This window comes from Bacillus sp. BS1807G30, from assembly GCF_040047675.1.
Classification (GTDB): domain Bacteria; phylum Bacillota; class Bacilli; order Bacillales; family Bacillaceae; genus Bacillus; species Bacillus altitudinis.
The window spans coordinates 66,599-91,241 of the sequence record NZ_CP157353.1; the positions used below are offsets into that span (position 1 = coordinate 66,599).

General features: G+C 42.3%; 26 protein-coding genes and 2 tRNA genes. All 28 read left to right on the plus strand.

Annotation, left to right across the window (positions count from 1 at the left end; all coding sequences use genetic code 11):
- Positions 1–28: 28 nt before the first annotated feature.
- The 28 genes from spoVT (at position 29) to dusB (ending at position 24,576) form a co-directional block, all read left to right on the plus strand.
- Positions 29–565, plus strand: a complete 537-nt coding sequence (gene spoVT / locus ABG082_RS00350; RefSeq protein ID WP_007496196.1) for a stage V sporulation protein T — start codon at positions 29–31, stop codon at positions 563–565.
- A gap of 204 nt (positions 566–769) precedes the next feature.
- On the plus strand, positions 770–2,374 hold the full coding sequence (locus tag ABG082_RS00355) for a polysaccharide biosynthesis protein (protein WP_243824777.1): 1,605 nt from the start codon (positions 770–772) through the stop codon (positions 2,372–2,374).
- A complete protein-coding gene (gene mazG, locus ABG082_RS00360; protein ID WP_342494438.1) occupies positions 2,364–3,848 on the plus strand; it encodes a nucleoside triphosphate pyrophosphohydrolase in 1,485 nt (494 codons plus the stop codon). Before ABG082_RS00355 ends, mazG begins: the two co-directional genes overlap by 11 nt.
- The gene (locus ABG082_RS00365) at positions 3,845–4,105 is read left to right on the plus strand and encodes an RNA-binding S4 domain-containing protein (protein ID WP_008341839.1); all 261 of its coding nucleotides are present in this window, start codon (positions 3,845–3,847) and stop codon (positions 4,103–4,105) included. Before mazG ends, ABG082_RS00365 begins: the two co-directional genes overlap by 4 nt.
- 74 nt (positions 4,106–4,179) lie before the next feature.
- A complete protein-coding gene (gene yabP / locus ABG082_RS00370) occupies positions 4,180–4,488 on the plus strand; it encodes a sporulation protein YabP (RefSeq protein WP_007496190.1) in 309 nt (102 codons plus the stop codon).
- Positions 4,485–5,123: a spore cortex biosynthesis protein YabQ gene (yabQ, locus tag ABG082_RS00375; protein WP_007496188.1), complete on the plus strand. Its 639-nt coding sequence runs from the start codon at positions 4,485–4,487 to the stop codon at positions 5,121–5,123. The genes yabP and yabQ overlap by 4 nt, the downstream gene beginning before the upstream one ends.
- Positions 5,124–5,141: 18 nt before the next feature.
- Positions 5,142–5,516, plus strand: a complete 375-nt coding sequence (locus ABG082_RS00380) for a septum formation initiator family protein (RefSeq protein WP_007496186.1) — start codon at positions 5,142–5,144, stop codon at positions 5,514–5,516.
- 82 nt (positions 5,517–5,598) lie between these two features.
- Positions 5,599–5,997, plus strand: a complete 399-nt coding sequence (locus ABG082_RS00385; protein WP_003217901.1) for a S1 domain-containing RNA-binding protein — start codon at positions 5,599–5,601, stop codon at positions 5,995–5,997.
- A 178-nt stretch (positions 5,998–6,175) separates the two neighbouring features.
- Positions 6,176–6,249: transfer RNA gene (locus tag ABG082_RS00390), tRNA-Met, on the plus strand.
- Between the two features lie 25 nt (positions 6,250–6,274).
- Positions 6,275–6,346: transfer RNA gene (locus tag ABG082_RS00395), tRNA-Glu, on the plus strand.
- 203 nt (positions 6,347–6,549) lie between these two features.
- Positions 6,550–9,033 (plus strand): stage II sporulation protein E, encoded by a 2,484-nt coding sequence (gene spoIIE, locus ABG082_RS00400; RefSeq protein ID WP_024719363.1) that lies wholly within the window; start codon positions 6,550–6,552, stop codon positions 9,031–9,033.
- A 76-nt stretch (positions 9,034–9,109) separates the two neighbouring features.
- Positions 9,110–9,844, plus strand: coding sequence for a VWA domain-containing protein (locus tag ABG082_RS00405; RefSeq protein WP_008341829.1), 735 nt, complete (start codon positions 9,110–9,112; stop codon positions 9,842–9,844).
- Positions 9,828–10,838: a protein kinase family protein gene (locus ABG082_RS00410; protein ID WP_342494439.1), complete on the plus strand. Its 1,011-nt coding sequence runs from the start codon at positions 9,828–9,830 to the stop codon at positions 10,836–10,838. Before ABG082_RS00405 ends, ABG082_RS00410 begins: the two co-directional genes overlap by 17 nt.
- 96 nt (positions 10,839–10,934) lie before the next feature.
- Entirely contained in the window at positions 10,935–12,338 is a 1,404-nt protein-coding gene (tilS, locus tag ABG082_RS00415) for a tRNA lysidine(34) synthetase TilS (RefSeq protein WP_348936423.1), read from the plus strand.
- Positions 12,339–12,353: 15 nt separating this feature from the next.
- Positions 12,354–12,893 carry a hypoxanthine phosphoribosyltransferase gene (gene hpt, locus ABG082_RS00420; protein WP_007496175.1) on the plus strand — a complete coding sequence of 180 codons (540 nt, stop codon included), beginning with the start codon at positions 12,354–12,356 and terminating at the stop codon, positions 12,891–12,893.
- Positions 12,894–12,988: 95 nt separating this feature from the next.
- Positions 12,989–14,893, plus strand: coding sequence for an ATP-dependent zinc metalloprotease FtsH (gene ftsH / locus ABG082_RS00425; RefSeq protein WP_008341822.1), 1,905 nt, complete (start codon positions 12,989–12,991; stop codon positions 14,891–14,893).
- 163 nt (positions 14,894–15,056) lie between these two features.
- Entirely contained in the window at positions 15,057–15,833 is a 777-nt protein-coding gene (locus ABG082_RS00430) for a type III pantothenate kinase (RefSeq protein ID WP_008341820.1), read from the plus strand.
- A gap of 15 nt (positions 15,834–15,848) precedes the next feature.
- Positions 15,849–16,724, plus strand: coding sequence for an Hsp33 family molecular chaperone HslO (gene hslO, locus ABG082_RS00435; protein ID WP_007496169.1), 876 nt, complete (start codon positions 15,849–15,851; stop codon positions 16,722–16,724).
- 52 nt (positions 16,725–16,776) lie between these two features.
- A complete protein-coding gene (locus tag ABG082_RS00440; RefSeq protein ID WP_234922861.1) occupies positions 16,777–17,679 on the plus strand; it encodes a peptidyl-prolyl cis-trans isomerase in 903 nt (300 codons plus the stop codon).
- A gap of 77 nt (positions 17,680–17,756) precedes the next feature.
- A complete protein-coding gene (cysK, locus tag ABG082_RS00445; protein ID WP_008341814.1) occupies positions 17,757–18,680 on the plus strand; it encodes a cysteine synthase A in 924 nt (307 codons plus the stop codon).
- Between the two features lie 124 nt (positions 18,681–18,804).
- Positions 18,805–20,223, plus strand: a complete 1,419-nt coding sequence (locus tag ABG082_RS00450; protein WP_317328442.1) for an anthranilate synthase component I family protein — start codon at positions 18,805–18,807, stop codon at positions 20,221–20,223.
- Positions 20,224–20,236: 13 nt separating this feature from the next.
- The gene (gene pabA, locus ABG082_RS00455; RefSeq protein WP_007496162.1) at positions 20,237–20,830 is read left to right on the plus strand and encodes an aminodeoxychorismate/anthranilate synthase component II; all 594 of its coding nucleotides are present in this window, start codon (positions 20,237–20,239) and stop codon (positions 20,828–20,830) included.
- Positions 20,827–21,675, plus strand: coding sequence for an aminodeoxychorismate lyase (pabC, locus tag ABG082_RS00460; protein WP_317328444.1), 849 nt, complete (start codon positions 20,827–20,829; stop codon positions 21,673–21,675). The genes pabA and pabC overlap by 4 nt, the downstream gene beginning before the upstream one ends.
- Positions 21,676–21,684: 9 nt before the next feature.
- The gene (folP, locus tag ABG082_RS00465; protein ID WP_008341807.1) at positions 21,685–22,542 is read left to right on the plus strand and encodes a dihydropteroate synthase; all 858 of its coding nucleotides are present in this window, start codon (positions 21,685–21,687) and stop codon (positions 22,540–22,542) included.
- A complete protein-coding gene (folB, locus tag ABG082_RS00470) occupies positions 22,535–22,897 on the plus strand; it encodes a dihydroneopterin aldolase (protein WP_024719372.1) in 363 nt (120 codons plus the stop codon). Before folP ends, folB begins: the two co-directional genes overlap by 8 nt.
- Entirely contained in the window at positions 22,894–23,397 is a 504-nt protein-coding gene (gene folK, locus ABG082_RS00475) for a 2-amino-4-hydroxy-6-hydroxymethyldihydropteridine diphosphokinase (protein WP_007496156.1), read from the plus strand. Before folB ends, folK begins: the two co-directional genes overlap by 4 nt.
- On the plus strand, positions 23,349–23,582 hold the full coding sequence (locus ABG082_RS00480; RefSeq protein ID WP_272512056.1) for a helix-turn-helix transcriptional regulator: 234 nt from the start codon (positions 23,349–23,351) through the stop codon (positions 23,580–23,582). The genes folK and ABG082_RS00480 overlap by 49 nt, the downstream gene beginning before the upstream one ends.
- The gene (gene dusB, locus ABG082_RS00485) at positions 23,575–24,576 is read left to right on the plus strand and encodes a tRNA dihydrouridine synthase DusB (RefSeq protein ID WP_348936424.1); all 1,002 of its coding nucleotides are present in this window, start codon (positions 23,575–23,577) and stop codon (positions 24,574–24,576) included. The genes ABG082_RS00480 and dusB overlap by 8 nt, the downstream gene beginning before the upstream one ends.
- The last annotated feature ends 67 nt before the right edge of the window (positions 24,577–24,643 follow it).

Sequence of the window (24,643 nt, forward strand, 5' to 3'; positions counted from 1 at the left end):
TCATCAAACGAAAGAGAGGCAGCAGTGAATGAAAGCAACTGGAATTGTACGCCGCATCGATGATCTAGGTAGAGTGGTTATACCGAAGGAGATTCGCAGAACATTGCGCATCCGGGAAGGAGATCCGCTTGAGATTTTCGTCGACCGCGATGGAGAAGTGATTTTGAAGAAGTATTCACCGATTAGTGAGCTAGGAGACTTTGCGAAGGAATATGCTGATGCATTATTCGACAGTTTGGGTCATTCTATCCTCATCTGTGATCGTGATACGTATATTGCTGTATCCGGTAGTTCAAAAAAAGAGTACTTAAACAAATCCATTAGTGATTTACTTGAACGAACAATGGATCAGCGTAATTCTGTATTAGAGGACAGCAAGAAAGAAATTCAGCTTGTGGATGGTATTGATGATGATGTATCAGCTTATACCATTGCACCTATTGTTGCAAACGGAGATCCAATTGGCGCCGTCGTCTTATTTTCTAAAGAGCGTTCAATGGGAGAAGTGGAGCATAAAGCGGCAGAAACGGCAGCTGGCTTCTTAGCCCGTCAAATGGAACATTAGGTCTAATAAATCTATATCATTTTGATAAAACGAAAGAATGCCGATGAAATCATCTGATTTTGTCGGCGTTTTTTATATGGGATGAAACAAAACAATGAATGTATCGTCTACTCCTTAGAAAGAAACGGCTTGCCAGTCACGTATGATATAATGAGTGCGTTTAAATGTAGGTATATTTTTTGATTGAACATAAAGGAGTCATCCATGAAAAATGCTGTGAATCAGCCGCATTGGCTTTTCCAAGGTGCGGTGATTTTAACCATCGCAGGCTTGTTATCAAAGGTACTGAGTGCCGTATATCGTGTCCCTTTTCAAAATATCGTAGGAGACACAGGTTTTTATATTTATCAGCAGGTCTATCCCTTTCTTGGCATTGCGATCATGCTCGGCACCACTGGTTTTCCTGTAATGGTGTCCAAGCTTCTGAGCGAGCATGGTGAGGAGAATCGCCGAATCATTACAAAGGTATCTTTGGTGTATATCACTTTGCTGAGCTTGGCCTTATTTCTTTGTTTATACATAGGAGCAGGCACAATTGCGAATCTCATGGCGGACAGTCAATTAATGTTGCTCATCCAGATGAGTTCGTTTGTGTTTTTATTTCTGCCGCTTACCGTGATGCTGAGGGGTGTTTTTCAGAGTGATGGGCTGATGCTCCCTACTGCGGTCTCTCAATTGGCTGAGCAACTCATCAGAGTAGGCGTCCTGCTTGTTTTATCTTTCTATTTTGTGAGACATGGCTATTCGCTTTATGAAACAGGAGCGGGTGCGGTGTTCTCTTCTATAGCTGGAAGTGCGGCTTCACTCATTTTGCTTCTTTTCCTTTGGCTGACCTATCGGAAGCGGTCGTCAGCGAGCAAGACATTAAAACAGGCTACACTGCGGAAAAAAGATGTGCTGAAGAGTTTGGTGCTGTATACATTGACGATTTGTGTGAGTGGATTGCTGATCCTATGGATGCAAATGATCGATGCTTTTCACCTGTATGCGCTGCTGCGCAGTGAGGGACTGAGTGAAGCAGCTGCAAAGGCGGCAAAAGGCGTGTATGATCGAGGTCAGCCGTTCTTGCAGCTCGGGACGGTGTTTGCAATTAGTATCGGGACGTCTCTTGTTCCGTTTTTGTCGTCGGCCTTAAGAAAAGGGCAGCATAAAGCAATTCGTGAAAAAGTACGTACATCGTTTAAGGCAACATCGGTGCTGGGGATTGGTTCAGCTGTCGGTCTTATATGTATTTTATCGTCTGTGAACATCATGCTTTTTCGTAATGACTTAGGGACAGATGCGCTGCAAATATTTTGCATATCCATTGCCTTTACATCAATGGCGATTACGCAAACCGCTTTACTTCAGGGTCTGGGACATACCGTGTACCCGGCTGTTGTGGTCCTGATCAGTGTACTGGTGAAATGGGGGCTGACGCTGGCTCTTGTCCCGTTATTCGGCATTTATGGAGCCGCATGGTCGACTGTTTGTGGGTTTCTCGCCGCCGCTGCGCTCAATGCGGTGTATTTGAAGCATAAAGGGTGGATTTCAATAAGAGAGCTATTCCCAGTGAAAATTCTTTTATCAGCAGCATTCATGGCCGTCGTTTTAATTGGATATCAGGCATTGTTTTCTTGGGTCATTCCCTTTGAGAAACGTCCGTTTTCTGTTTTAGAGAGCCTGACTTCAGTTTTTATTGGTGGTTTCGCCTTTTTATATAGTATTCTTAAGCTAGACGTATTTACGGAAGAGGAATGGAGACTCATTCCATTAGGAGAAAAGATTTTATATTTTAAACAGATGAGAGGGAATCGAAATGGCAGGTAAGATTACAGTCGTTGGTCTTGGGGCAGGCGACATAGATCAGCTGACGCTCGGTGTATATAAGCAGCTGAAGCAGGCGAAAGAAGTATACATGAGAACGCAGGATCATCCACTCACCGCAGAATTGATGCAGGAGGTCCCGTCTCTGACCTTTTTTGATGAGATTTATGAAAAGCATGATCAGTTTGATGCAGTGTATGAGGAAATCACAGACATTCTCTTCCGAGAGGCTGAGGAGAAAGATATTGTGTATGCAGTACCAGGTCACCCGTTTGTGGCGGAAAAGACAGTGCAGCTTCTTGTTTCACAACAGAAGAAGCGCGGGGTTGAGGTGTACGTGGCTGGTGGACAAAGCTTTTTGGATGCGACGTTTAATTCCTTACAGATTGACCCGATTGAAGGGCTGCAATTCGTTGACGCTGGGGATATGAGAGCGGATGATCTGAAGTTGACCCAGCATGTGCTGATCTGTCAGGTATATGATCAGATGACAGCCTCGAATGTGAAGCTGACCCTCATGGAAAAGCTACCTGACGATTATGAAGTCTTTATCGTAACGGCAGCTGGAAGCAGTCAGGAGCAGATTACAGGTGTTCCTTTATTTGAACTTGATCGAGATGTGTCGATAAATAACTTAACGAGTGTTTATGTACCTCCCATTCAAGATGAAAAGCTGCTCTATCAGCAATTTGACACTTTCCGCGAAGTCATTCGTACATTAAGAGGTCCTGGCGGCTGTCCTTGGGATCAAAAACAAACGAATGAGTCGCTCAAACCATATTTAATTGAAGAATGTTATGAGCTGCTGGAAGCCATAGACGAAGACGATCCAGATCATATGGTTGAAGAACTCGGAGATGTACTGCTGCAAGTTTTACTCCATGCCCAAATTGGTGAAGATGATGGTTATTTCTCAATGAATGACGTCATCCAGCATGTCACAGAAAAAATGATTCGACGACATCCGCATGTGTTTGGTGATACGGATGTGTCTGAAGCATCAGATGTAGTCGCCAACTGGGAAAAAATCAAGCAGCAGGAAAAACCGGAGCGTGCAGCTTCTATTTTGCAATCCATTCCAACGACTCTTCCAGCTTTAACAAAAGCCTATAAGCTCCAAAAGAAAGCAGCAAAAGTGGGCTTCGACTGGACAGAAGTAGAGGATATTTGGAACAAATACGAAGAAGAAAAGCAGGAATTCCTTGTGGAAGTGGCAGATAAGACGGATGAAGGTGCAACAAAGCAGATGAAGGATGAATTTGGGGATCTTTTGTTTGTTCTCGTCAACATCGGTAGATTTTATCAGCTGGAGCCTGAAACCGCCCTCTCTTCTGCAAACACAAAATTCATGCGGCGCTTTCAGCATATTGAACAAAAAGCAAAGGACATAGGGCGTTCACTAGAGGACTTGACCCTAGAAGAAATGGACGATCTGTGGAACGATGCCAAACGCATAGAAAGAGGTGAACTTACATGAGACTAGATAAATTCTTAAAAGTGTCTCGTTTAATCAAAAGAAGAACATTGGCAAAAGAAGTAGCCGATCAAGGGAGAATTTCCATTAATGGCACGCAGGCGAAAGCCAGCTCTGACGTGAAAGAAGGGGACGAGCTTCAAATCCGCTTTGGCCAAAAGCTTGTGACTGTTCAAGTCAACGAGTTAAAAGACACAACGAAAAAAGAAGAAGCTGCTGGCATGTATACCGTGCTAAAAGAAGAAAAAACAGCAGAATAGGGCTTGTTCTAAATGTCCCGCCTGTCACATACAATGCAGTAACAATGCAAGTATGAGATATGGGGGATGTATAAATGAATCAATATTATAATCAACCTCAAGGCACGAAGTTGTCATCAGAAGCCGAGCATCATGTCACAATGCGCAACAGAAAGCATTTAGATATTACCGGGGTCAAACAAGTCGAGAGCTTTGATAATGAAGAATTTCTGCTTGAGACTGTCATGGGAGTCCTCGCCATTCGCGGAGAAAATCTGCAAATGAAAAACTTAGATGTAGAAAAGGGCGTTGTGTCCATTAAAGGGCGTGTCTTTGACTTAATCTATGTAGATGAGCAGCACGGGGAGAAAGCTAAAGGATTTTTTAGCAAGCTGTTTAAATGACACTGACGGTCCAGTTTTATACGATGCTTTCGATGGCGGCGATGGGCATCTGGCTGGGCGCATCGCTGGATACGTACAAGCTGTTTGTGAACAGGGAAAAAACAGCAAAATGGCTGCTGGTCATTCACGACCTCCTTTTTTGGGTGGTGCAGGGTCTGTTATTCTTTTATGTCCTGCTGCTAACCAATGAGGGAGAATTCAGACTTTATATTTTTCTAGCTGTTGCTTTAGGCTTCTCGATGTACCAGGCATTGATGAAACAGCTGTATATGAACATCCTCAAGTTTGTGATGAGGTGTATTTATCAGACTGTTCTCTTCCTGAAAAGGCTGATCATGTCGATGGTTTTCCAGCCCATTCGCTGGATCGTCGGTTTGATCATAAGTGCTCTTCTGTTCTTGTTCCACTCGCTCTTACGCCTTGTTCGTTTTGCGTTTCGACTCGTGTGGAAGGTGCTGTATATTGTTTGTTATCCGCTTATTTGGTTACTCAATGTGACCATTATTCATCGAATTCCCGAAAAATGGCGAACATCAATGAGGTTGTTTTTCTCAAAAGGAGCAGGAATTTTACAAGGGATCAAGAAATTATCTCGTACCATGAAAACGAAATGGAAACAATTCTGGACAAAGTAAGAGAGGAGGCCTTCATCCTTGAACGAGAGAAAAAGAAATATCGCACAAATTCAAAATGATTATCAAAAACAAATGGAACAGCAAGCGCAGCGCCTAAAACGCAAACGCCGGGGACTCCTTAGAAGGCTTACCGTGTTTGGAGTCATTGTGCTCATGTTTGCTGTTTTGGTAACAAGTGCCCTCTGGTCGCAATCGTCTGCTTTGAAAGAAAAAGAAGAGAAGAAGGTTGCGCTTGAAAAAGAATTGAAGCAATTACAAACAAAGCAGGAAGATATTTCTGATGAAATCAAAAAGCTGAAAAGCAAAGAATACGTACTCGAACTGGCACGACGGGACTATTATATGTCTAAAAAAGGCGAAAAAATCTTTGATGTGGGCAATAAGAGCGATTAGCCTTGTTGACACTTAAAATTCAGTTTATGTATAATTGAACAAATGAGATTTTTTTATAAGTCTAAGGAGGAGCACTTTTTTTATGTCGATTGAAGTTGGCAGCAAGTTACAAGGGAAAGTTACGGGCATTACAAATTTTGGAGCTTTTGTGGAGTTGCCAGGCGGTTCAACTGGTCTCGTTCATATCAGTGAGGTAGCCGATAACTATGTAAAAGATATTAATGAGCATTTAAAAGTCGGTGAACAAGTTGAAGTGAAAGTGATTAACGTTGAAAAAGACGGTAAAATCGGCTTGTCCATTAAAAAAGCAAAAGATCGTCCTCAACAACAACAATCAAGACCGAGCAGAAATGATTTCCGTCCGAAGGAATCGTTTGAGCAAAAAATGAACAAATTCTTAAAAGATAGCGAAGATCGCTTAACATCTTTAAAACGTAACACGGAATCAAAACGTGGGGGGCGCGGAGCAAGAAGAGGTTAACTTGTTGCTGCTTTCTATATATTTTTCACAACAAAGCATCTGCTGTTTAGCGGGTGCTTTTTTTAATACAAATTCAACGTTTTTTGTGCATTTGCCATTTAATTTAAAACTTTCTATTGACGGACAAGCGAATCCTTTGTATTATAGTTCTTGTGCTTCTTAGCGCATTTTACATTATGGCGGTGTAGCTCAGCTGGCTAGAGCGTACGGTTCATACCCGTGAGGTCGGGGGTTCGATCCCCTCCGCCGCTATCCTTTTAAAAAGAACAATAAGCAAGGCCCGTTGGTCAAGCGGTTAAGACACCGCCCTTTCACGGCGGTAACACGGGTTCGAATCCCGTACGGGTCATCTTCAAAACAGCTTTCTATAAGAAAGCTGTTTTTTTGTGCTTTCGTAAAATTCTGATGAAAGACATCGACTTTCAAGAAAGTATGCCTTTTTGGCAAATAAAGCGTCGAACGTTTTATGGAAACGACAACTTCTTTTGACAAAATTTCTTTTTCACCTTCGCTATAATGACAAGCAACGAATATCAGGTGGGGGATGAAAAGATGGAAAAACTAGAAAGAAGAACTGATTTAACGGGAGCCGGGTTTGAAAGAATCAGTGCAGGGTTAAAAAAGATGAAAAACCTGTTTCTTCATCATACGCATTCTCTTTTTTTCTATAAAGGGTTTATTTATGTTGTTCTGGGCTTTTTATTGGGACGAGCCTTTATCTTATCTGAAATTATGCCGTTTGCATTGCCTTTCTTTGGGTCCATGCTGCTCATTAAAAGGGATAAAGCGATGCTTGCTTGTCTTGCTTTACTCGCTGGAGCGATGACGATATCACCTCAAAATGCATTATTCGTATTTGCGTCATTGATCGTGTTCCTCCTCATGTCAAAGGTCGTTTCATTTATCATCAAAGACCCAGTGAAAACATTACCGGTTGTGATTGTGCTCTCAATGCTGATGACCAGGGGAGCTTTTGTATACCTCGAGCAGGGTGCGGTTCAAAGCTATGACTATGTGATGGCAGGGGTTGAAGCTGGACTTGCCTTCATTTTGACACTGATTTTTCTTCAAAGTTTGCCGATTTTTACAGTCAGGAAAATCAAACACTCCTTAAAGGTTGAAGAAATTATTTGCTTTATGATATTAATCGCTTCAGTTTTAACAGGTCTGGCTGGGATCACATTTCAAGGAATGCAGGCAGAGCATATTTTGTCACGATATGTAGTGCTGAGCTTTGCCTTTATTGGAGGAGCGAGTATTGGTTGTACAGTGGGTGTTGTAACTGGATTAATTCTTGGTCTCGCCAACATCGGCAACCTTTATCAGATGAGTCTGCTTGCCTTTTCGGGCTTATTAGGCGGATTACTAAAAGAGGGGAAAAAAGCAGGAGCCGCCATAGGCTTGATTGTGGGTTCTTTACTAATCTCCCTCTACGGTGAAGGGTCAGCAGGGCTAATGACAACGCTATATGAATCACTCATCGCAGTTGCACTGTTTTTGCTCACGCCACAGTCAGTAACGTCCAAGGTGGCAAAATATATTCCTGGTACGGTAGAGCATGTACAGGAACAGCAGCAATATGCCAGAAAAGTACGAGACGTGACAGCAAAAAAGGTAGATCAATTCTCTAATGTATTTCATGCGCTGTCTGAGAGTTTTGCGACATTTTACGAATCCATTCCTGAGGAGAAGAAGCAGGAAGAGGATGTAGATCTTTTTTTAAGTACGATCACAGAACGTTCCTGTCAAACGTGCTATAAGAAAAATAAATGCTGGGTGCAGAACTTTGATACAACCTATGAACTCATGAAACAAGTTATGCATGAATCTGATGAAAAAACGTACGAGCATAACCGGAAGTTGAAAAAGAAATTCAGTCAGCACTGCTCAAAATCAAAGCATGTAGAAGAATTGATTGAAGAGGAGATAGCTTACTATAAAGCAAATCAGACCTTAAAGAAAAAGGTCCAAGACAGCAGGCGCCTTGTGGCCGAACAACTTATGGGTGTCTCACAAGTCATGGAGGATTTTTCCCGGGAAATAAAACGAGAAAGAGAGCAGCATTTTATTCAGGAAGAGCAGATGATAGAAGCACTTCAGAACTTTGGAATTGAAATTCAGCAAGTTGAAATTTATAGCTTAGAACAGGGAAATGTTGATATAGAGATGAGAATTCCCTATTGCCAAGGTCATGGGGAATGCGAAAAAATCATCGCTCCAATGCTCTCGGATATTTTAGAAGAACAAGTTTTAGTCAAAGCAGAGCAGTGTGCGGAGCATCCAACAGGTTATTGTCATGTTGTATTCGGTTCTGCAAAATCGTATCGAGTGTCTACAGGTGTAGCACATGCAGCGAAAGGTGGAGGATTAGTATCTGGAGACAGCTACAGCATGATGGAGCTGGGTGCAGGTAAATATGCCGCAGCTATTAGTGATGGGATGGGAAATGGAGCAAGAGCCCATTTTGAAAGCAATGAAACGATCAAGCTGTTAGAAAAAATCTTGGCGTCTGGTATTGATGAAAAAGTAGCGATTAAAACGATTAATAGCATTTTATCTCTACGGACAACGGATGAAGTCTACTCTACATTAGACTTATCCATTATTGATTTACAGGATGCGAGCTGTAAATTCCTCAAGATTGGCTCCACCCCAAGTTTTATTAAACGTGGTGATCAAGTGATGAAGGTACAGGCCAGCAACTTGCCTATTGGCATTATTGATGAATTTGAAGTAGAAGTGGTGAGTGAACAGATGAAGGCAGGAGATCTCCTTATCATGATGAGCGACGGGATCTTTGAAGGACCAAAGCATATCGAAAATCATGATTTGTGGGTCAAACGAAAAATGAAGAGCTTTAAAACAGAAGATCCGCAAGAGATTGCTGATTTATTAATGGAGGAGGTCATTCGCACAAGAGCAGGTCAAATCGATGACGATATGACGGTTGTCGTCATTAGGCTCGACCACAATACACCAAAATGGGCATCCATTCCGACAGGTACATTCTATCTTCAGAAACAAGAGATTTCTTGAAATATCGTATAATATGAATTTCTTCTGGCGATGATGGGGATATAAGCATTCAGTTACAATCCCAGGAGGAATGAAGATGCGAAAAGGTCACGTAAACCAAATCTTACTGATTACAGATGGCTGCTCAAATCATGGGGAAGACCCACTTGCGATTGCCGCATTGGCAAAGGAGCAAGGGATCACAGTCAATGTCATTGGCATTATGGAAGAGAACAGACACGATCATGAAGCGATGAAAGAAGTAGAGGGGATTGCTCTAGCAGGCGGAGGCATTCATCAGGTTGTCTACGTTCAGCAATTGTCTCAAACCGTACAAATGGTTACAAAAAAGGCGATGACGCAAACGTTACAAGGTGTTGTGAATAAAGAATTGCAGCAAATTCTTGGCAAAGATACTGAAATTGAAGAACTTCCCCCTGATAAGCGTGGAGAAGTGATGGAGGTTGTGGACGAGCTTGGTGAGACGGTTCATCTTCAAGTGCTTGTGCTTGTGGATACGAGTGCAAGTATGAAACCGAAGCTGCCAACGGTCAAAGAAGCACTCATCGATCTCTCTATTAGTCTAAATTCGAGAATTGGTGAAAATCAGTTTGGGATGTGTGTATTTCCCGGGAAAAACTCAGATGCAGAAATTGTGTTGAACTGGACGCCACGGTTCGATTCGTTATCATCGATTTTCCCGAAGCTGACAACAGGAGGAATTACACCGACAGGACCAGCAATTCGAGAAGCACTCCAGCATTTCAAATCAGTTCGTTCACGAAAAGGGCTGCTTGAAGCGAAGGAAGAACATGATGAATTCGGCTTCTAACATCCCATTAGGTACAATGATAAAAGGAAAATGGCATCACCAACATTACCGCATTGTAAAAGAGCTGGGAAAAGGGGCGAACGGCGTGGTCTATCTGGCCGAATCGCCAAAGGGGCAAGTGGCCCTTAAATTGAGTGATGACAGTATGCTCATTGCATCTGAAGTCAATGTATTAAAATCCTTTTCAAAGGCTCCTGTGAAAACCATGGGGCCTTCTTTTTATGATATGGATGATGCTCTTTATCCTGGTATGTCAGAGAAACGGTCGTTTTATGTCATGGAGTATGTCAGAGGACCATTGCTACTTGAATTTGTCAAACAAAAAGGCGATGAATGGATCGTCGTTCTCATGATTCAACTTTTGTCTAACCTTGCTCACTTACATAAGGAAGGCTGGATCTTCGGGGACTTGAAGCCTGATAATCTCATCGTTTCAGGCCCCCCAGCTACGATTCGATGTATTGATGTTGGAGGAACAACGAAGGCAGGAAGGGCGATTAAGGAATACACCGAGTTTTTTGACCGCGGCTACTGGGGCTTCGGTACAAGAAAAGCAGAACCTTCTTATGATCTATTTGCCTTAAGTATGGTCATGGTGAACTGTGCCTATAAAAAAGAATTTAAAAAAGGGGCAGAACCAGAAAAGCAGCTTTATCGAGCGATTGAAGGACATCCTTTATTAAAGCGATATGAGAGGGTGTTAAAAGCGGCTCTCCAAGGCAAATATCAATCAGCGGCAGACATGAAAAGCGCGATGCTGAAAGAAGGACAATTGCTTGCTTCAAGAAAATCACGACAAAAGAAGCTATCACAGCAAAATAGGCAAAAGCCAGCTGTTCCCCAACATCAACAGGTCGCACCTTCACGATCAAGAGTTGCTGCTGCGAAAAGAACATCAGTACGCAAAAAATCAGGCGGGCTTTTTGAAACCATTCTCATCTTATGCAGTGTGCTCGCTCTTTACTGTGCCTATGTGGTTTTATTCCTATTATAGAGCTGTAAAAAAGCAGGCTTCTTCTTTGCTTGGAGCTAATGAAAGTGATAGGATATGTATATCTTTAAATTACCTGCTCTTTGTGAGGAGGAAGTTGTGAATAGAATTGAATCTTTTTTGAAAAAACATGATGTTTTCCTTGAAAATACGACAGTCATTGTCGGGGTTTCTGGCGGACCAGATTCTATGCTCTTGCTGCATGAACTAAACAAACGTCGAAAAGGTTCCTTTCAGCTGATTGCAGCCCATGTAGATCACATGTTCAGAGGAGAAGAATCCTTTGCTGATTTGGCATTTGTTGAAGCGTACTGTAAAGAGCATGAGATCCTTTTTGAATCGGCTCGTATACAGGTCACCCAATATGCAAAAGAAAACCGCTTAAACAAACAGGCAGCTGCAAGAGAGTGCAGATATGCTTTCTTTCGTCAATTGATGGAACAGTACAACGCTCAATTTATAGCGCTTGCACATCATGGAGACGATCAAGTAGAAACAATGGTGATGAGGCTGACAAGGGGGACTGTTGGAATAGGACTTGCAGGTATGCAAGCAAAGCGCCCTTTTCAAGAAGGGTGGCTGATTCGTCCGCTGATTGGATATTCTAAGGATGATGTACTCACTGCTTGCGAAAAAGAACAAGTTCCTTATGTCATTGATCAAAGCAATCACACCGATGACTACTTGAGAAACCGGATCAGAAGACACGTTCTTCCCGTGTTAAAAGAAGAGGCACCTCATGTGCATGAAAGCTTTCAGTTTGTAAGTGACATGCTGACTGAGGATGAGCAGTACTTGCAGGCATTAACAAAGGATCAAATGCATCAAGTCATTACGAATCAAACGCCTAAGAAAATTGAGATCAAAACGAAGCCTTTGCTTGACCTGCCTTTGCCTTTACAAAGAAGAGGCATTCAACTAATATTAAACTATCTTTATGAAAACACTCAATCAGCGTTTTCAAACCAGCATATTCTAGGGACTTTGGACTGGTTATCTCATACTGATCAACCGTCTGGATCATTAGATTTGCCAAAAGGTTTACAAGCTGTCAAATCTTATGATCACTGTATGTTTACCTTTGAACGATCGCTTGTCATAGATCAGTCATATACTCATCATTTAAAAGGTGAGCTTGGCGAGGAACTTTTTCTCCCGAATGGACAGTCTATCTTGGTATCAAATCATGTTCCGAAGGATGCACGGAACGGAAACCATTTTTTCTTGCTTCAAAAAGATCGTGTTCGTCTTCCTTTGATCATTCGCTCACGAAAAAACGGTGATCGAATCAAACTTAAAGGGATGAATGGATCAAAAAAGGTGAAAGATATATTTATTGATAAAAAAGTGCCTCTTGCAGAAAGAGACAGCTGGCCGATCGTCACTGACTCGGATCATCAAATCATCTGGATCCCAGGTCTGAAAAAATCCGTTTTTGAAGAAATTGATATGACAAACAGCGATCTCATTGTATTACAATATAGACAGCACGAAAATTTGTAGGGGGCAAGCAAAAGCATGAAACAAGATATTGAAAAGATTTTGATCTCAGAAGAAGAGATCCAGCTAAAAGTGAAGGAACTGGGTGCAACATTAACCAGCGATTATGATGGTAAATTTCCCCTGGCTATTGGTGTTTTGAAAGGGGCTCTTCCATTCATGGCAGACCTGATCAAACACATTGATACATATTTAGAGCTTGATTTTATGGATGTATCTAGCTACGGAAAGTCTACCGTATCTTCTGGAGAAGTGAAGATCATCAAAGATCTAGATACTTCTGTTGAAGGAAGAGATATTCTAATTATGGAAGATATCATCGACAGTGGGTTAACTTTGAGTTATCTGGTAGAGCTTTTCCGATACCGTAAAGCAAACTCCATTAAAATTGTGACATTGCTTGATAAACCAAGCGGCCGCAAAGCAGACATCAAAGCAGATTATGTTGGGTTTGAAGTACCAGATGCATTTGTTGTTGGCTATGGATTGGATTTTGCCGAACGTTACCGAAACCTCCCGTATATTGGAGTGTTAAAACCATCTGTTTACGAAGGCTAATGAGCACACGTTTACATGAGGTTATTGGTTGTATTGGAATGATTTTCTATGATACTATTGAACATAGTTGTGCTTACTGTGGGAGGAGGTAAGGAATGAATCGGGTTTTTCGTAATACGATTTTTTATATACTTATTTTATTACTTGTGATAGGGGTTGTCAGTTGGTTAGGATCCCCTAATCAAAAGCCTGAGAACATGTCTTACAGCAAATTTTCGCAAAATCTAAGTGCGGGAAAAGTGGAGAGTATCTCCATCCAGCCTGTAAGAGGGGTTTATGAAATTCGTGGTCAATTAGATGGCGCGAAGAAAGATGAATACTTCATTACCCACGTTCCAGACGGTCAAGGAGTTGACCAAATTTACAGTGCACTGAAGAATACAGATGTAAAAGTAGAACCAGCACCTGAAACAAATGGATGGCTGCAAGTTCTGACAACCATCATTCCATTCATCATCATCTTTATCCTGTTCTTCTTCTTATTGAACCAAGCTCAAGGCGGTGGAAGCCGTGTCATGAACTTTGGTAAGAGTAAGGCGAAGCTTTACACAGAAGAGAAGAAACGTGTGAAATTTAAAGATGTTGCCGGTGCGGATGAAGAAAAACAAGAGCTCGTAGAAGTGGTTGAATTCTTAAAAGATCCACGTAAATTTGCGGAGCTTGGCGCAAGAATCCCTAAAGGGGTTTTACTAGTAGGACCTCCAGGTACAGGTAAAACATTGCTTGCGAGAGCATCTGCAGGAGAAGCAGGCGTTCCTTTCTTCAGCATCAGTGGTTCTGACTTCGTCGAGATGTTCGTCGGTGTCGGTGCATCACGTGTACGTGATTTGTTTGAAAATGCGAAAAAGAATGCACCTTGCTTAATCTTTATTGATGAGATTGATGCAGTGGGTCGTCAGCGTGGAGCAGGTCTTGGCGGTGGTCATGATGAGCGTGAACAAACGCTTAACCAGCTTCTTGTTGAAATGGATGGTTTTAGTGCCAACGAAGGGATTATCATCATTGCTGCAACGAACCGTGCAGATATCCTAGATCCTGCATTGCTGCGTCCGGGACGTTTTGACCGTCAAATTACGGTTGACCGCCCAGATGTCATTGGCCGTGAAGAAGTATTGAAGGTTCATGCGAAAAACAAACCGCTTGATGATACAGTCAACTTGAAAGCCATTGCAAGCAGAACACCAGGTTTCTCTGGGGCAGATCTTGAGAACTTACTAAACGAAGCAGCGCTTGTTGCTGCCCGTCAAAACAAAAAGAAAATTGATATGCGTGATATCGACGAAGCAACTGACCGTGTCATTGCTGGACCGGCTAAGAAAAGCCGTGTCATTTCGAAGAAAGAACGCAATATCGTGGCGTACCATGAAGCAGGTCATACCGTCATTGGGCTTATCCTTGACGAAGCAGACATGGTGCATAAAGTAACGATCGTTCCTCGTGGTCAGGCAGGCGGATATGCGGTCATGCTTCCAAGAGAAGACCGTTATTTCCAAACGAAGCCAGAGCTTCTTGATAAAATCGTCGGCTTGCTTGGCGGTCGTGTTGCAGAGGAAATTACGTTTGGTGAAGTAAGTACAGGCGCTCACAACGACTTCCAGCGTGCAACAGGCATTGCAAGAAGAATGGTCACAGAGTTCGGTATGTCTGATAAACTTGGTCCACTTCAATTCGGTCAATCACAAGGAGGTCAAGTATTCCTTGGCCGTGATTTCAACAATGAGCCGAATTATAGTGAAGCGATCGCTTACGAAATTGACCAAGAAGTTCAGCGCTTCATCAAAGAAAGCTACGAACGTGCGAAACAAATTCTCACTGAGAATAAAGATAAGCTAGAAATCATCGCACAAGCTCTTCTAGAAGTGGAAACATTAGATGCTGAACAAATTAAATCTCTTTACGAAACTGGAAAGCTTCCAGAGCGTGTATACGCAGATGACGAAGAGAAAAACGATGATGTGAAAGTGAACATCAAGAAAAAAGAAGAAGATGAGGAGATCTAATCTCTTTCTATAAAAAGCTGTCGGGCTCACCGGCAGCTTTTTTTATTTCGATTCATGAATGGATCGGTTTCGAATTGTTTACAAATGGAACTCAATTCGTGTATGGTATGATAGAAAGTCGAAAAATGCTCTTTTTGAGACACTATTCAAAGTGGTGATGAAGTTGTTACTCGTGATAGATGTAGGAAACACAAATACCGTTTTAGGTGTTTATCATAATGGCGATTTGAACTACCATTGGCGGATTGAAACAAGCCGTCATAAAACAGAAGATGAATTTGGTATGGCAATCCGATCCTTATTTGACTATGTAGGGCTAATGTTTGACCAGATAGAAGGGATTATCATTTCTTCTGTTGTCCCGCCAATGATGTTTGCTCTGGAAAGAATGTGCGAAAAGTATTTTCACATTACTCCTCAAATCGTTGGGCCTGGCATGAAGACTGGATTAAACATTATGTGTGACAATCCAAAGGAAGTCGGCGCTGATCGAATTGTGAACGCAGTGGCGGCCATTCACCTGTATGGGGCACCTCTCATTGTGGTAGACTTTGGAACAGCCACAACCTACTGCTATATCAATGAACAAAAACAATACATGGGTGGCGCAATTGCACCGGGTATTACCATCTCAACAGAGGCTTTATATACAAGAGCGGCTAAGTTGCCAAGGATTGAAATTGTTCGTCCGGATCATATCGTAGGGAAAAACACGATTAGTGCGATGCAATCAGGTATCCTGTATGGATATGTTGGTCAAGTCGAGGGAATAGTGAAACGGATGAAGCAGCAAGCCAAACAAACACCGAAAGTCATTGCAACAGGCGGTTTGTCTACATTGATTGGAAATGAATCAGACTGTATTGATATTGTCGATCCGTTCCTCACATTAAAAGGACTCCAATTAATTTATGAGCGCAATCGTGTCGGTGTATTATAGGAGGGTTTAATCAAAATGGATTATTTAGTTAAAGCGTTAGCATATGACGGGAAAGTCCGTGCGTATGCTGCGAACACAACAGATACAATCAACGAAGCGCAGAGAAGACACCATACGTGGCCAACTGCTTCAGCTGCAATCGGCAGAACCATGACAGCAACTGTCATGATGGGAGCCATGCTGAAAGGCGAGAATAAATTAACTGTCAAAATTGAAGGCGGTGGGCCGATCGGAGCCATCATTGCGGATGGAAATGCAAAAGGTCAGGTGCGCGGATATGTCTCAAACCCACAAGTTCACTTTGATTTAAATGAACATGGGAAGCTGGACGTTAGACGTGCTGTTGGAACATCTGGAACGTTAAGTGTTGTCAAAGATATCGGACTGAAAGACCACTTTACAGGGCAAACGGAAATTGTCTCAGGTGAAATTGGAGATGACTTTACTTATTACCTCGTCTCTTCTGAACAAGTGCCATCCTCTGTAGGTGTAGGTGTTCTTGTCAATCCAGATAACTCGATCCTTGCAGCAGGCGGTTTCATCATTCAATTGCTGCCTGGAACAGAAGATGCAGTCATCGAAAGACTCGAAAAGAGATTATCAACCATTGAACCGATCTCTAAACTGATTGAAAAAGGGATGACTCCTGAAGAAATTTTAGAAGAAGTGCTCGGTGAAAAACCTCAAATTTTAGAAACTGTACCTGTCGAATTTTCTTGTAACTGCTCAAAAGAACGGTTTGCGAATGGCATCATCAGCCTAGGGAAAGCCGAAATTGAGGATATGATTGAACAAGACGGACAAGCAGAAGCTCAATGCCATTTTTGTAACGAAACGTATGTATTTACAAAAGAAGAGCTAGAAGAGCTACGTGAAGAAATAACCCGCTAAGCTCTAAGCAGCGGGTTTTCTTTTTAGAATGGAAAGGAGACGAAAGATGAGACTGAAAGCAAGAGTGGTATGGACATTTATCCTCGTTCTGCTCATGATTAATGCCATTGTCATTGCATATGTATTAACAAAGTCACAAATGTCGCAGGCTTCTTCAAATGGGAAGAGCGGTGAAGAAATTGCTTCTATTGGGAAAGAGAAAGTCACACGTCAAGAATGGTTAAAGAAAATGGAAGACCGCTACGGAAAGGCAACACTTGAACAAATGATCAATCAGAAGGTAGTCAATCAGCTTGCGAAAGAAAACAAGCTGGAGGTATCTTCAAAAGAGATCAATCGTGAGCTGCTGATGCTGAAAGCGGTATCTAATAATTTCTACGAAGACGGTCATACAAGTGAAAAGGAATGGAAAGAGCAGATTCGTTATCAAATTTTATTGGAACAGCTTCTAACGAGAGATGCGGTCGTTTCTGAAAAAGAAGCCAAATCCTTTTATGAAAAAAACAAAGACTTGTATCAATATGATGACTCATACCGAATTCGCCACATTGTTGTGAAAACAAAAGACGAGGCACAAAGTGTATTAAAAGATTTAAAGGGCGGATCTAGTTTCGAAGCTGTAGCAGCGGAACGATCCATCGACCGATATACCTCTCCTTACGGCGGAGATCTTGGATTTGTCACAGAAGAACAAGAAAGCATCCCAGCCCTATACATACAAGAAGCCCAAAAGCTTCAGCCAGATGAATGGACGAAAGAGCCGATCGAGATCAAAAACGGTTATGCCATCATACAATTAAAAGAAAAATTAAATGGCCGCTCCTTCTCTTATGAAGAAGTCAAAGATCAGATCAAAAGGCAGATCGCCATGGAAGATCTGGGTGAAAAGGCGAATGTCAAAACCCTGTGGAAAGAAGCAAAAGTCACATGGTTTTACGATGGAGAGCAGGACTAAAAGCATTGACAAAATTTTTCGAAATTGATAATTTAATATTAATACAATAAAATTACTCGGAGATAGAGGTGTTAGTGATGGCTCGTATTGCAAATTCAGTTTTTGAACTAATAGGAAATACACCAGTCGTTAAATTAAACCGTTTAGTAGATGAAGACAGTGCGGATGTCTACTTGAAACTTGAATATATGAACCCAGGCAGCAGTGTAAAAGATCGTATTGCGTTAGCGATGATCGAAGATGCTGAAGCAAAAGGTACATTAAAAGCTGGTGACACACTCATTGAGCCAACAAGCGGAAACACAGGAATCGGTCTTGCGATGGTCGCGGCTGCAAAAGGAATCAATGCGATTTTAGTTATGCCGGATACAATGAGTCAGGAGCGCCGCAACCTTTTACGGGCTTACGGTGCAGAACTTGTATTAACACCGGGTGCAGAAGGAATGAAAGGTGCCATCAAAAAAGCAGAAGAATTAGCAGAAGAGCACGGATACTTCATGCCTCAGCAGTTCAGCAATGAAGCCAATGCTGAGATTCACCGCCGCACAACAGGGAAAGAGATTCTTGAACAATTCGACGGCGACCTTGATGCATTTATTGCAGGAGTTGGTACTGGCGGTACGATTACAGGTGCTGGTGAAGTCCTGAAAGAAGCCATCCCATCTATTCAGCTCTATGCGGTAGAACCAACAGATTCTCCTGTACTATCAGGCGGGAAACCAGGTCCGCATAAAATTCAAGGCATCGGAGCAGGGTTTGTTCCATCTATCTTGAACACAGAAGTATATGACGGCATTATCCAAGTGAAAAACGAAGATGCATTTGAACTTGCAAGAAAGGCAGCGAAAGAAGAAGGAATCCTTGGTGGTATATCTTCAGGAGCAGCAATTTATGCAGCGCTTCAAACAGCGAAGAAGCTTGGTAAAGGGAAAAAGGTTCTAGCGATTATTCCAAGTAACGGTGAACGTTACCTTAGTACGCCGCTTTATCAATTTGATTAAACAATACACCCCAGCATTTGCTGGGGTTTTTTCATGAATTCTGAAGATGGAAAGCAAATACTATTTTCTAATTAAAATGGATTGCATTACAATAAGATTAATGAAAATAAAAAAGGATGATTACATGACACAACGTAGGCCGATGGGCATCAAAATTCCTTTTACGAAAGATGCATTCTTGAAACGCTACGAACAATTAACGGCTCATGAATCACATCACGTCCTTCTTGAAAGTGCACGTGGCGGAGATTACAGTATTGCCGGCATTCATCCGATCGCTAAAGCGAAAGGGAAGGACGGGATGACCACCATCCATTATCAGAATGAGGTGTTGTTCAAAGAGGGAGATCCTTTCAGGGCATTTGCTGATTGGTTTCAAACCCTTCAAACCGAAACGAACGACGAATATCCTGACTTTCAAGGTGGAGCGATTGGATTTTTAAGCTATGATTATGCGAGATATATCGAGCATTTTAAAATGCTGTCCATCGATGATTTGAAGACGCCTGATTTGTATTTCCTCGTATTCAATGATGTCGCTGTCTTTGATCATAAAGAAGACGTCCTCTGGCTGATGACTCATACAGAAGGAGACGAACCTGTCAGTGAAGTTCATCAAAGACTCGAAGAATTAAAGCAAAGCTGGACAAGCACATCAGAAGAATCAGCACATTCAACTGTCAACGTGTCTTCTTCGGAATGTGTACCTGCTGCACCTTTTACTGAAGAAGCTTTCGGGGAAGCTGTAGAAACGATTAAACAATATATTGCGAACGGTGATGTGTTCCAAGTGAACCTATCCATTAGACAAGATGAACAGCTTCATACCCACCCATATCATTTATACAAAACATTACGTCACGTGAATCCATCTCCATATATGTCATATCTGCACACGCCAGATTTCCAAATTGTCTGTGGATCTCCAGAACTGCTTATTAAGAAAAAAGGCATTCAGCTCGAAACAAGACCGATCGCTGGCACAAGATCAAGAGGCAAGGATGATGCAGAAGATCAAGCGCTGGCAAAAGAACTCATTGAAGATGAAAAAGAACGCGCAGAACATGTGATGCTTGTTGATCTTGAGCGGAATGATCTTGGACGAGTGTCTACTTATGGCTCAGTCAAGGTGAACGAATTTATGGCCATTGAGAAATATTCACACGTGATGCACATTGTATCAAATGTCCAAGGGGAGCTGCGTGATGATTGTGATGCAGTAGATGTCATGAGAGCTGTATTCCCAGGCGGAACGATTACAGGTGCGCCAAAAGTGAGAACAATGGAAATCATAGAAGAACTTGAGCCAACAAGACGTGGGCTTTATACTGGATCTATAGGCTGGTTTGGATTCAATCAAGATATGCATTTTAATATCGTCATTCGTACGGCTTATTGTACAGGGGGCAGAGCCTTCATGCAGTCAGGTGCAGGCATTGTCATCGATTCTGTACCAAAGCACGAATACAAAGAATCGATTAAAAAAGCCTATGCAGTGAAAAAAGCATTACAGTTGAGCAAAGAAGAGACTATTTTGAGTTAGAGGTGAGCAGAGTATGATATTAATGATTGATAATTACGATTCATTTACGTACAACCTGGTCCAGTATTTAGGTGAGCTTGGGGAAGAACTGATTGTAAAACGAAACGATCAAGTCACTATTCAAGAAATCGAAGAGCTCAAGCCAGACTTTCTGATGATTTCTCCAGGACCTTGCAGTCCGGATGAAGCAGGAATTAGTATGGAAGCGATCAAACATTTTGCTGGGAAGATTCCGATCTTTGGTGTCTGTTTAGGTCATCAATCCATTGCACAAGTATTTGGTGGAGATGTCATTCGTGCGGAGCGGTTAATGCATGGGAAAACATCAGAGATTGAACATGACGGCAAAGGTGTCTTCACGGGACTACAAAATCCGCTCGTCGCCACGAGATATCATTCATTAATTGTTAAAGACGAGACGCTGCCGGAGTGCTTTGTCAGAACAGCGAGAACAAAGGAAGGCGAACTCATGGCCATTCGCCATAAAGAACTTCCGATTGAAAGTGTTCAATTCCATCCAGAATCGATTATGACGTCTTTCGGTAAAGAAATGCTCAGAAATTTCATTGAAACCTATCGTAAAAAGGGGAATGAAGTAAACGCATGATCATTTACCTGAACGGTCAGTATATAGAGGAGAAAGACGCGACTCTTTCTCCTTTTGATCATGGTTTTCTATATGGCATCGGTGTATTTGAAACATTTACCTCTCTAGCAGGACAAGTCTTCTTGTTAGACTGGCATCTTGAAAGGCTCAATCAATCATTGCGTGACCTTTGCATCGAATCCACAATAGAGAAACCATTTGTACTCGACATCATTCATACATTATTCAATCAAAACCAAATAACGGGCGGTCATGCGAGGATCCGCTTCAATGTTTCTGCGGGCAGAGGCAATGGATTTTCTGCAGACCCTTATGAGGAGCCTGTTGTTTTTGTGATGATCTCCCCATTCCGGCCAGAATCAATAGTAGATGAAAAACAGGGAATCATTCTTGATACAAGAAGAAACACACCGGAAGGTCCAAGACGGCTCAAGTCGCATCATTACATGAACAACCTGCTGGCGAAAAGAGAAGTAGGGAACGATCCGTCGATAGAAGGGATCTTTTTAACAAAAGAAGACGATGTGGCAGAAGGAATTACGTCAAATCTATTTTGGCGAAAAAAAGATGTGATCTATACACCTTCACTTGATACCGGCATTTTAAACGGGGTTACCCGTCGATATTGTATCGAAAAGCTGCGAGCTTCGGGGATCTCACTAATAGAAGGAAGATATCCACTTTCACACTTGCTCTCAGCTGATGAGGCGTGGATGACCAATTCGGTTCAGGGAATTGTGCCTTTTAAAAATATCGGAGACACCGTCCTGCAAAACCACAACCGAACGATTTCGACTAAGCTGAGAACAGAATATACAAAAGAACGTCTAGAACATAAAGAGTAGGTGGACACAATGACACAACAATTGATAAAACAGCCTAAAATCATACAAGCCAAGCACCATACCCTTAGTTATGAAGAAAAGACATTGGTCATGGGCATTTTAAATGTCACACCGGACTCTTTTTCAGATGGAGGAAAATTCAATCAAATGGATAAAGCGCTGGCTCATGCAGCGCAGCTCATAGAAGATGGGGCGCATATTATTGATATTGGCGGTGAATCGACTCGGCCGGGGGCGGCACTTGTCTCAGAGCAAGAGGAGCTTTCAAGGGTCATTCCTGTCATTGAGAAGATCACAAAAGAATTGGACATACCTATTTCTATTGATACGTATAAAGCCCCTGTCGCAGATGAGGCAGTGAAAGCAGGAGCCTCAATCATTAATGATGTATGGGGGGCGAAAGCTGATCCTCAAATGGCGCATGTGGCAGCGAAGCACAACGTGCCAATCATCTTAATGCACAATCGACCAGAGCGGAATTACACCCATCTGATTTCAGATATGATTGCAGATCTGAAAGAAAGTGTTCAAATTGTGAAACAAGCGGGTGTCCGTGATGACATGATTATATTAGACCCTGGTGTAGGATTTGCGAAAAATAAAACTGACAACCTCATGGTCATGAATGAACTTGAACATTTTTGCCACCTTGGGTATCCGCTGCTTCTAGCAACATCCCGCAAACGATTCATCGGTGCAGTTTTAGACCTGCCGCCTGAAGAACGTACTGAAGGAACGGGTGCGACGGTCTGTCTTGGGATTCAAAAGGGCAGCGCGATGGTCCGAGTGCATGATGTAAAAGAAATCGCAAGAATGGCAAAAATGATGGATGCCATGCTGAATAAAGGAGGCGCTTATCATCGATAAAGTATATGTAAACGGAATGGAATTTTACGGCTATCACGGTGTATTTGCAGAAGAGAATAAACTAGGCCAGCGCTTTCGTGTGGACCTAACAGCTTCACTTGATTTAAGTAAGGCAGGACAAACGGATGACCTAAATGAGACCATCAACTATGCTGAGCTCTACAACATCTGCAAAAATATTGTAGAAGGGGATCCGGTGAACCTCGTTGAAACGCTGACAGAAAGAATTGCAAACCAAGTGTTAAAGGACTTTCCGACAGTTCAAGAATGTACAGTAAAAGTAATCAAACCAGATCCGCCAATTCCAGGACACTATCAGTCCGTTGCTATTGAAATGACGAGATCACGCGCATGAACAATACAGCATATATCGCTTTAGGCTCAAACATAGGAAAAAAGGAAACCTACTTAAAAGAAGCTGTCAAAAAACTTCACGAACACCCAGGTGTTCAAGTTGAATCCATTTCATCTATATATGAGACAACACCTGTAGGTTACGAGAATCAGGATGACTTCTTGAACATGGCTGTGAAGATTTCCACCTCGCTTCGTCCTGAAGAACTTCTATCACTGACTCAGAACATTGAGCAGGAGTTAGGCAGAACAAGAGAAGTGAGGTGGGGTCCGAGGACAGCTGACCTTGACATTTTACTTTATAATCGTGAAAATATTGAAACAGAACAACTTGTAGTGCCGCATCCTAGAATGTACGAACGTTTATTCGTTCTTGTTCCGATGAGTGAGATTTGCCCAGAAATCGGCGAAGCCCAGATAAACGCCGTAACAGACCAAGAAGGTGTAAGCATATGGAAAAAGACATGTGGGGTAGAAGAATTCGTGCATACCGAAAGCTAAAAGGGTATACTCAGGAAGGGTTCGCCAAAAGACTGGGCATCTCTGTCTCTGTCTTAGGGGAAATTGAGCGAGGCAATCGATTACCAACAAACCAAATGGTTGGTCAAATAGCAGATGCTTTAAATATAACGGTGGAAGAACTTTCACCAATACTTGAAGAAGAAAGGAGGGGACAAGATGTTTAAAATCGGAGATATCGAAATTAAAAACAAAGTAGTGCTCGCACCAATGGCTGGTGTGTGTAACTCTGCTTTCAGACTCACTGTGAAAGAATTTGGAGCAGGCTTAGTCTGCGCTGAAATGGTCAGTGATAAAGCGATCTTGATTAATAATGCCAGAACGATGGGCATGCTGTACATTGATGAACGTGAAAAACCGTTGAGCCTTCAGATATTTGGGGGAGAAAAGGACACGCTCGTAGAAGCGGCCAAGTTTGTAGACCAGAATACAACGGCGGACATTATTGATATTAATATGGGATGTCCTGTACCAAAGATCACGAAATGTGACGCAGGAGCGAAATGGCTGCTGGATCCTAACAAGATTTACGAAATGGTATCTGCAGTCGTAGAAGCTGTAGATAAACCTGTTACTGTGAAAATGAGAATGGGCTGGGACGAAGACCATATTTTCGCTATCGAAAATGCCCGTGCTGTTGAAAGGGCAGGCGGACAAGCCGTTGCCCTTCACGGACGGACCCGTGTACAGATGTACGAAGGAACGGCGAATTGGGATATCATGAAAGAAGTGAAACAATCTGTATCAATTCCTGTTATCGGGAATGGAGATGTCAAAACCCCTCAAGATGCAAAACGTATGCTTGATGAAACAGGTGTGGATGCTGTAATGATCGGAAGAGCCGCACTAGGAAACCCGTGGATGATTTACCGGACGGTTCATTATTTAGAAACGGGTGAACTAAAAGAAGAGCCTAATGTGCGTGAGAAAATGTCTGTGTGCAAACTTCACTTAGACAGACTCATAGACCTGAAAGGCGAGCATGTGGCTGTCAGAGAGATGAGAAAACATGCAGCATGGTACTTAAAAGGTGTCCGAGGCAATGCAGAAGTAAGAAACCAAATCAATCAAAGTGAAACGAGAGCGGCGCTTGTAAAAGTTCTAGATGACTTTACGATCGAAGCCGAGGCAAAAGAGCTTCAAAGAATAAAAGTAGGATAAGACTATCTTTCTTTTTGTAGCTCACTGCTAGTGCACGTACTGGCAGTTTTTCTGCTTTTCTCTGCAA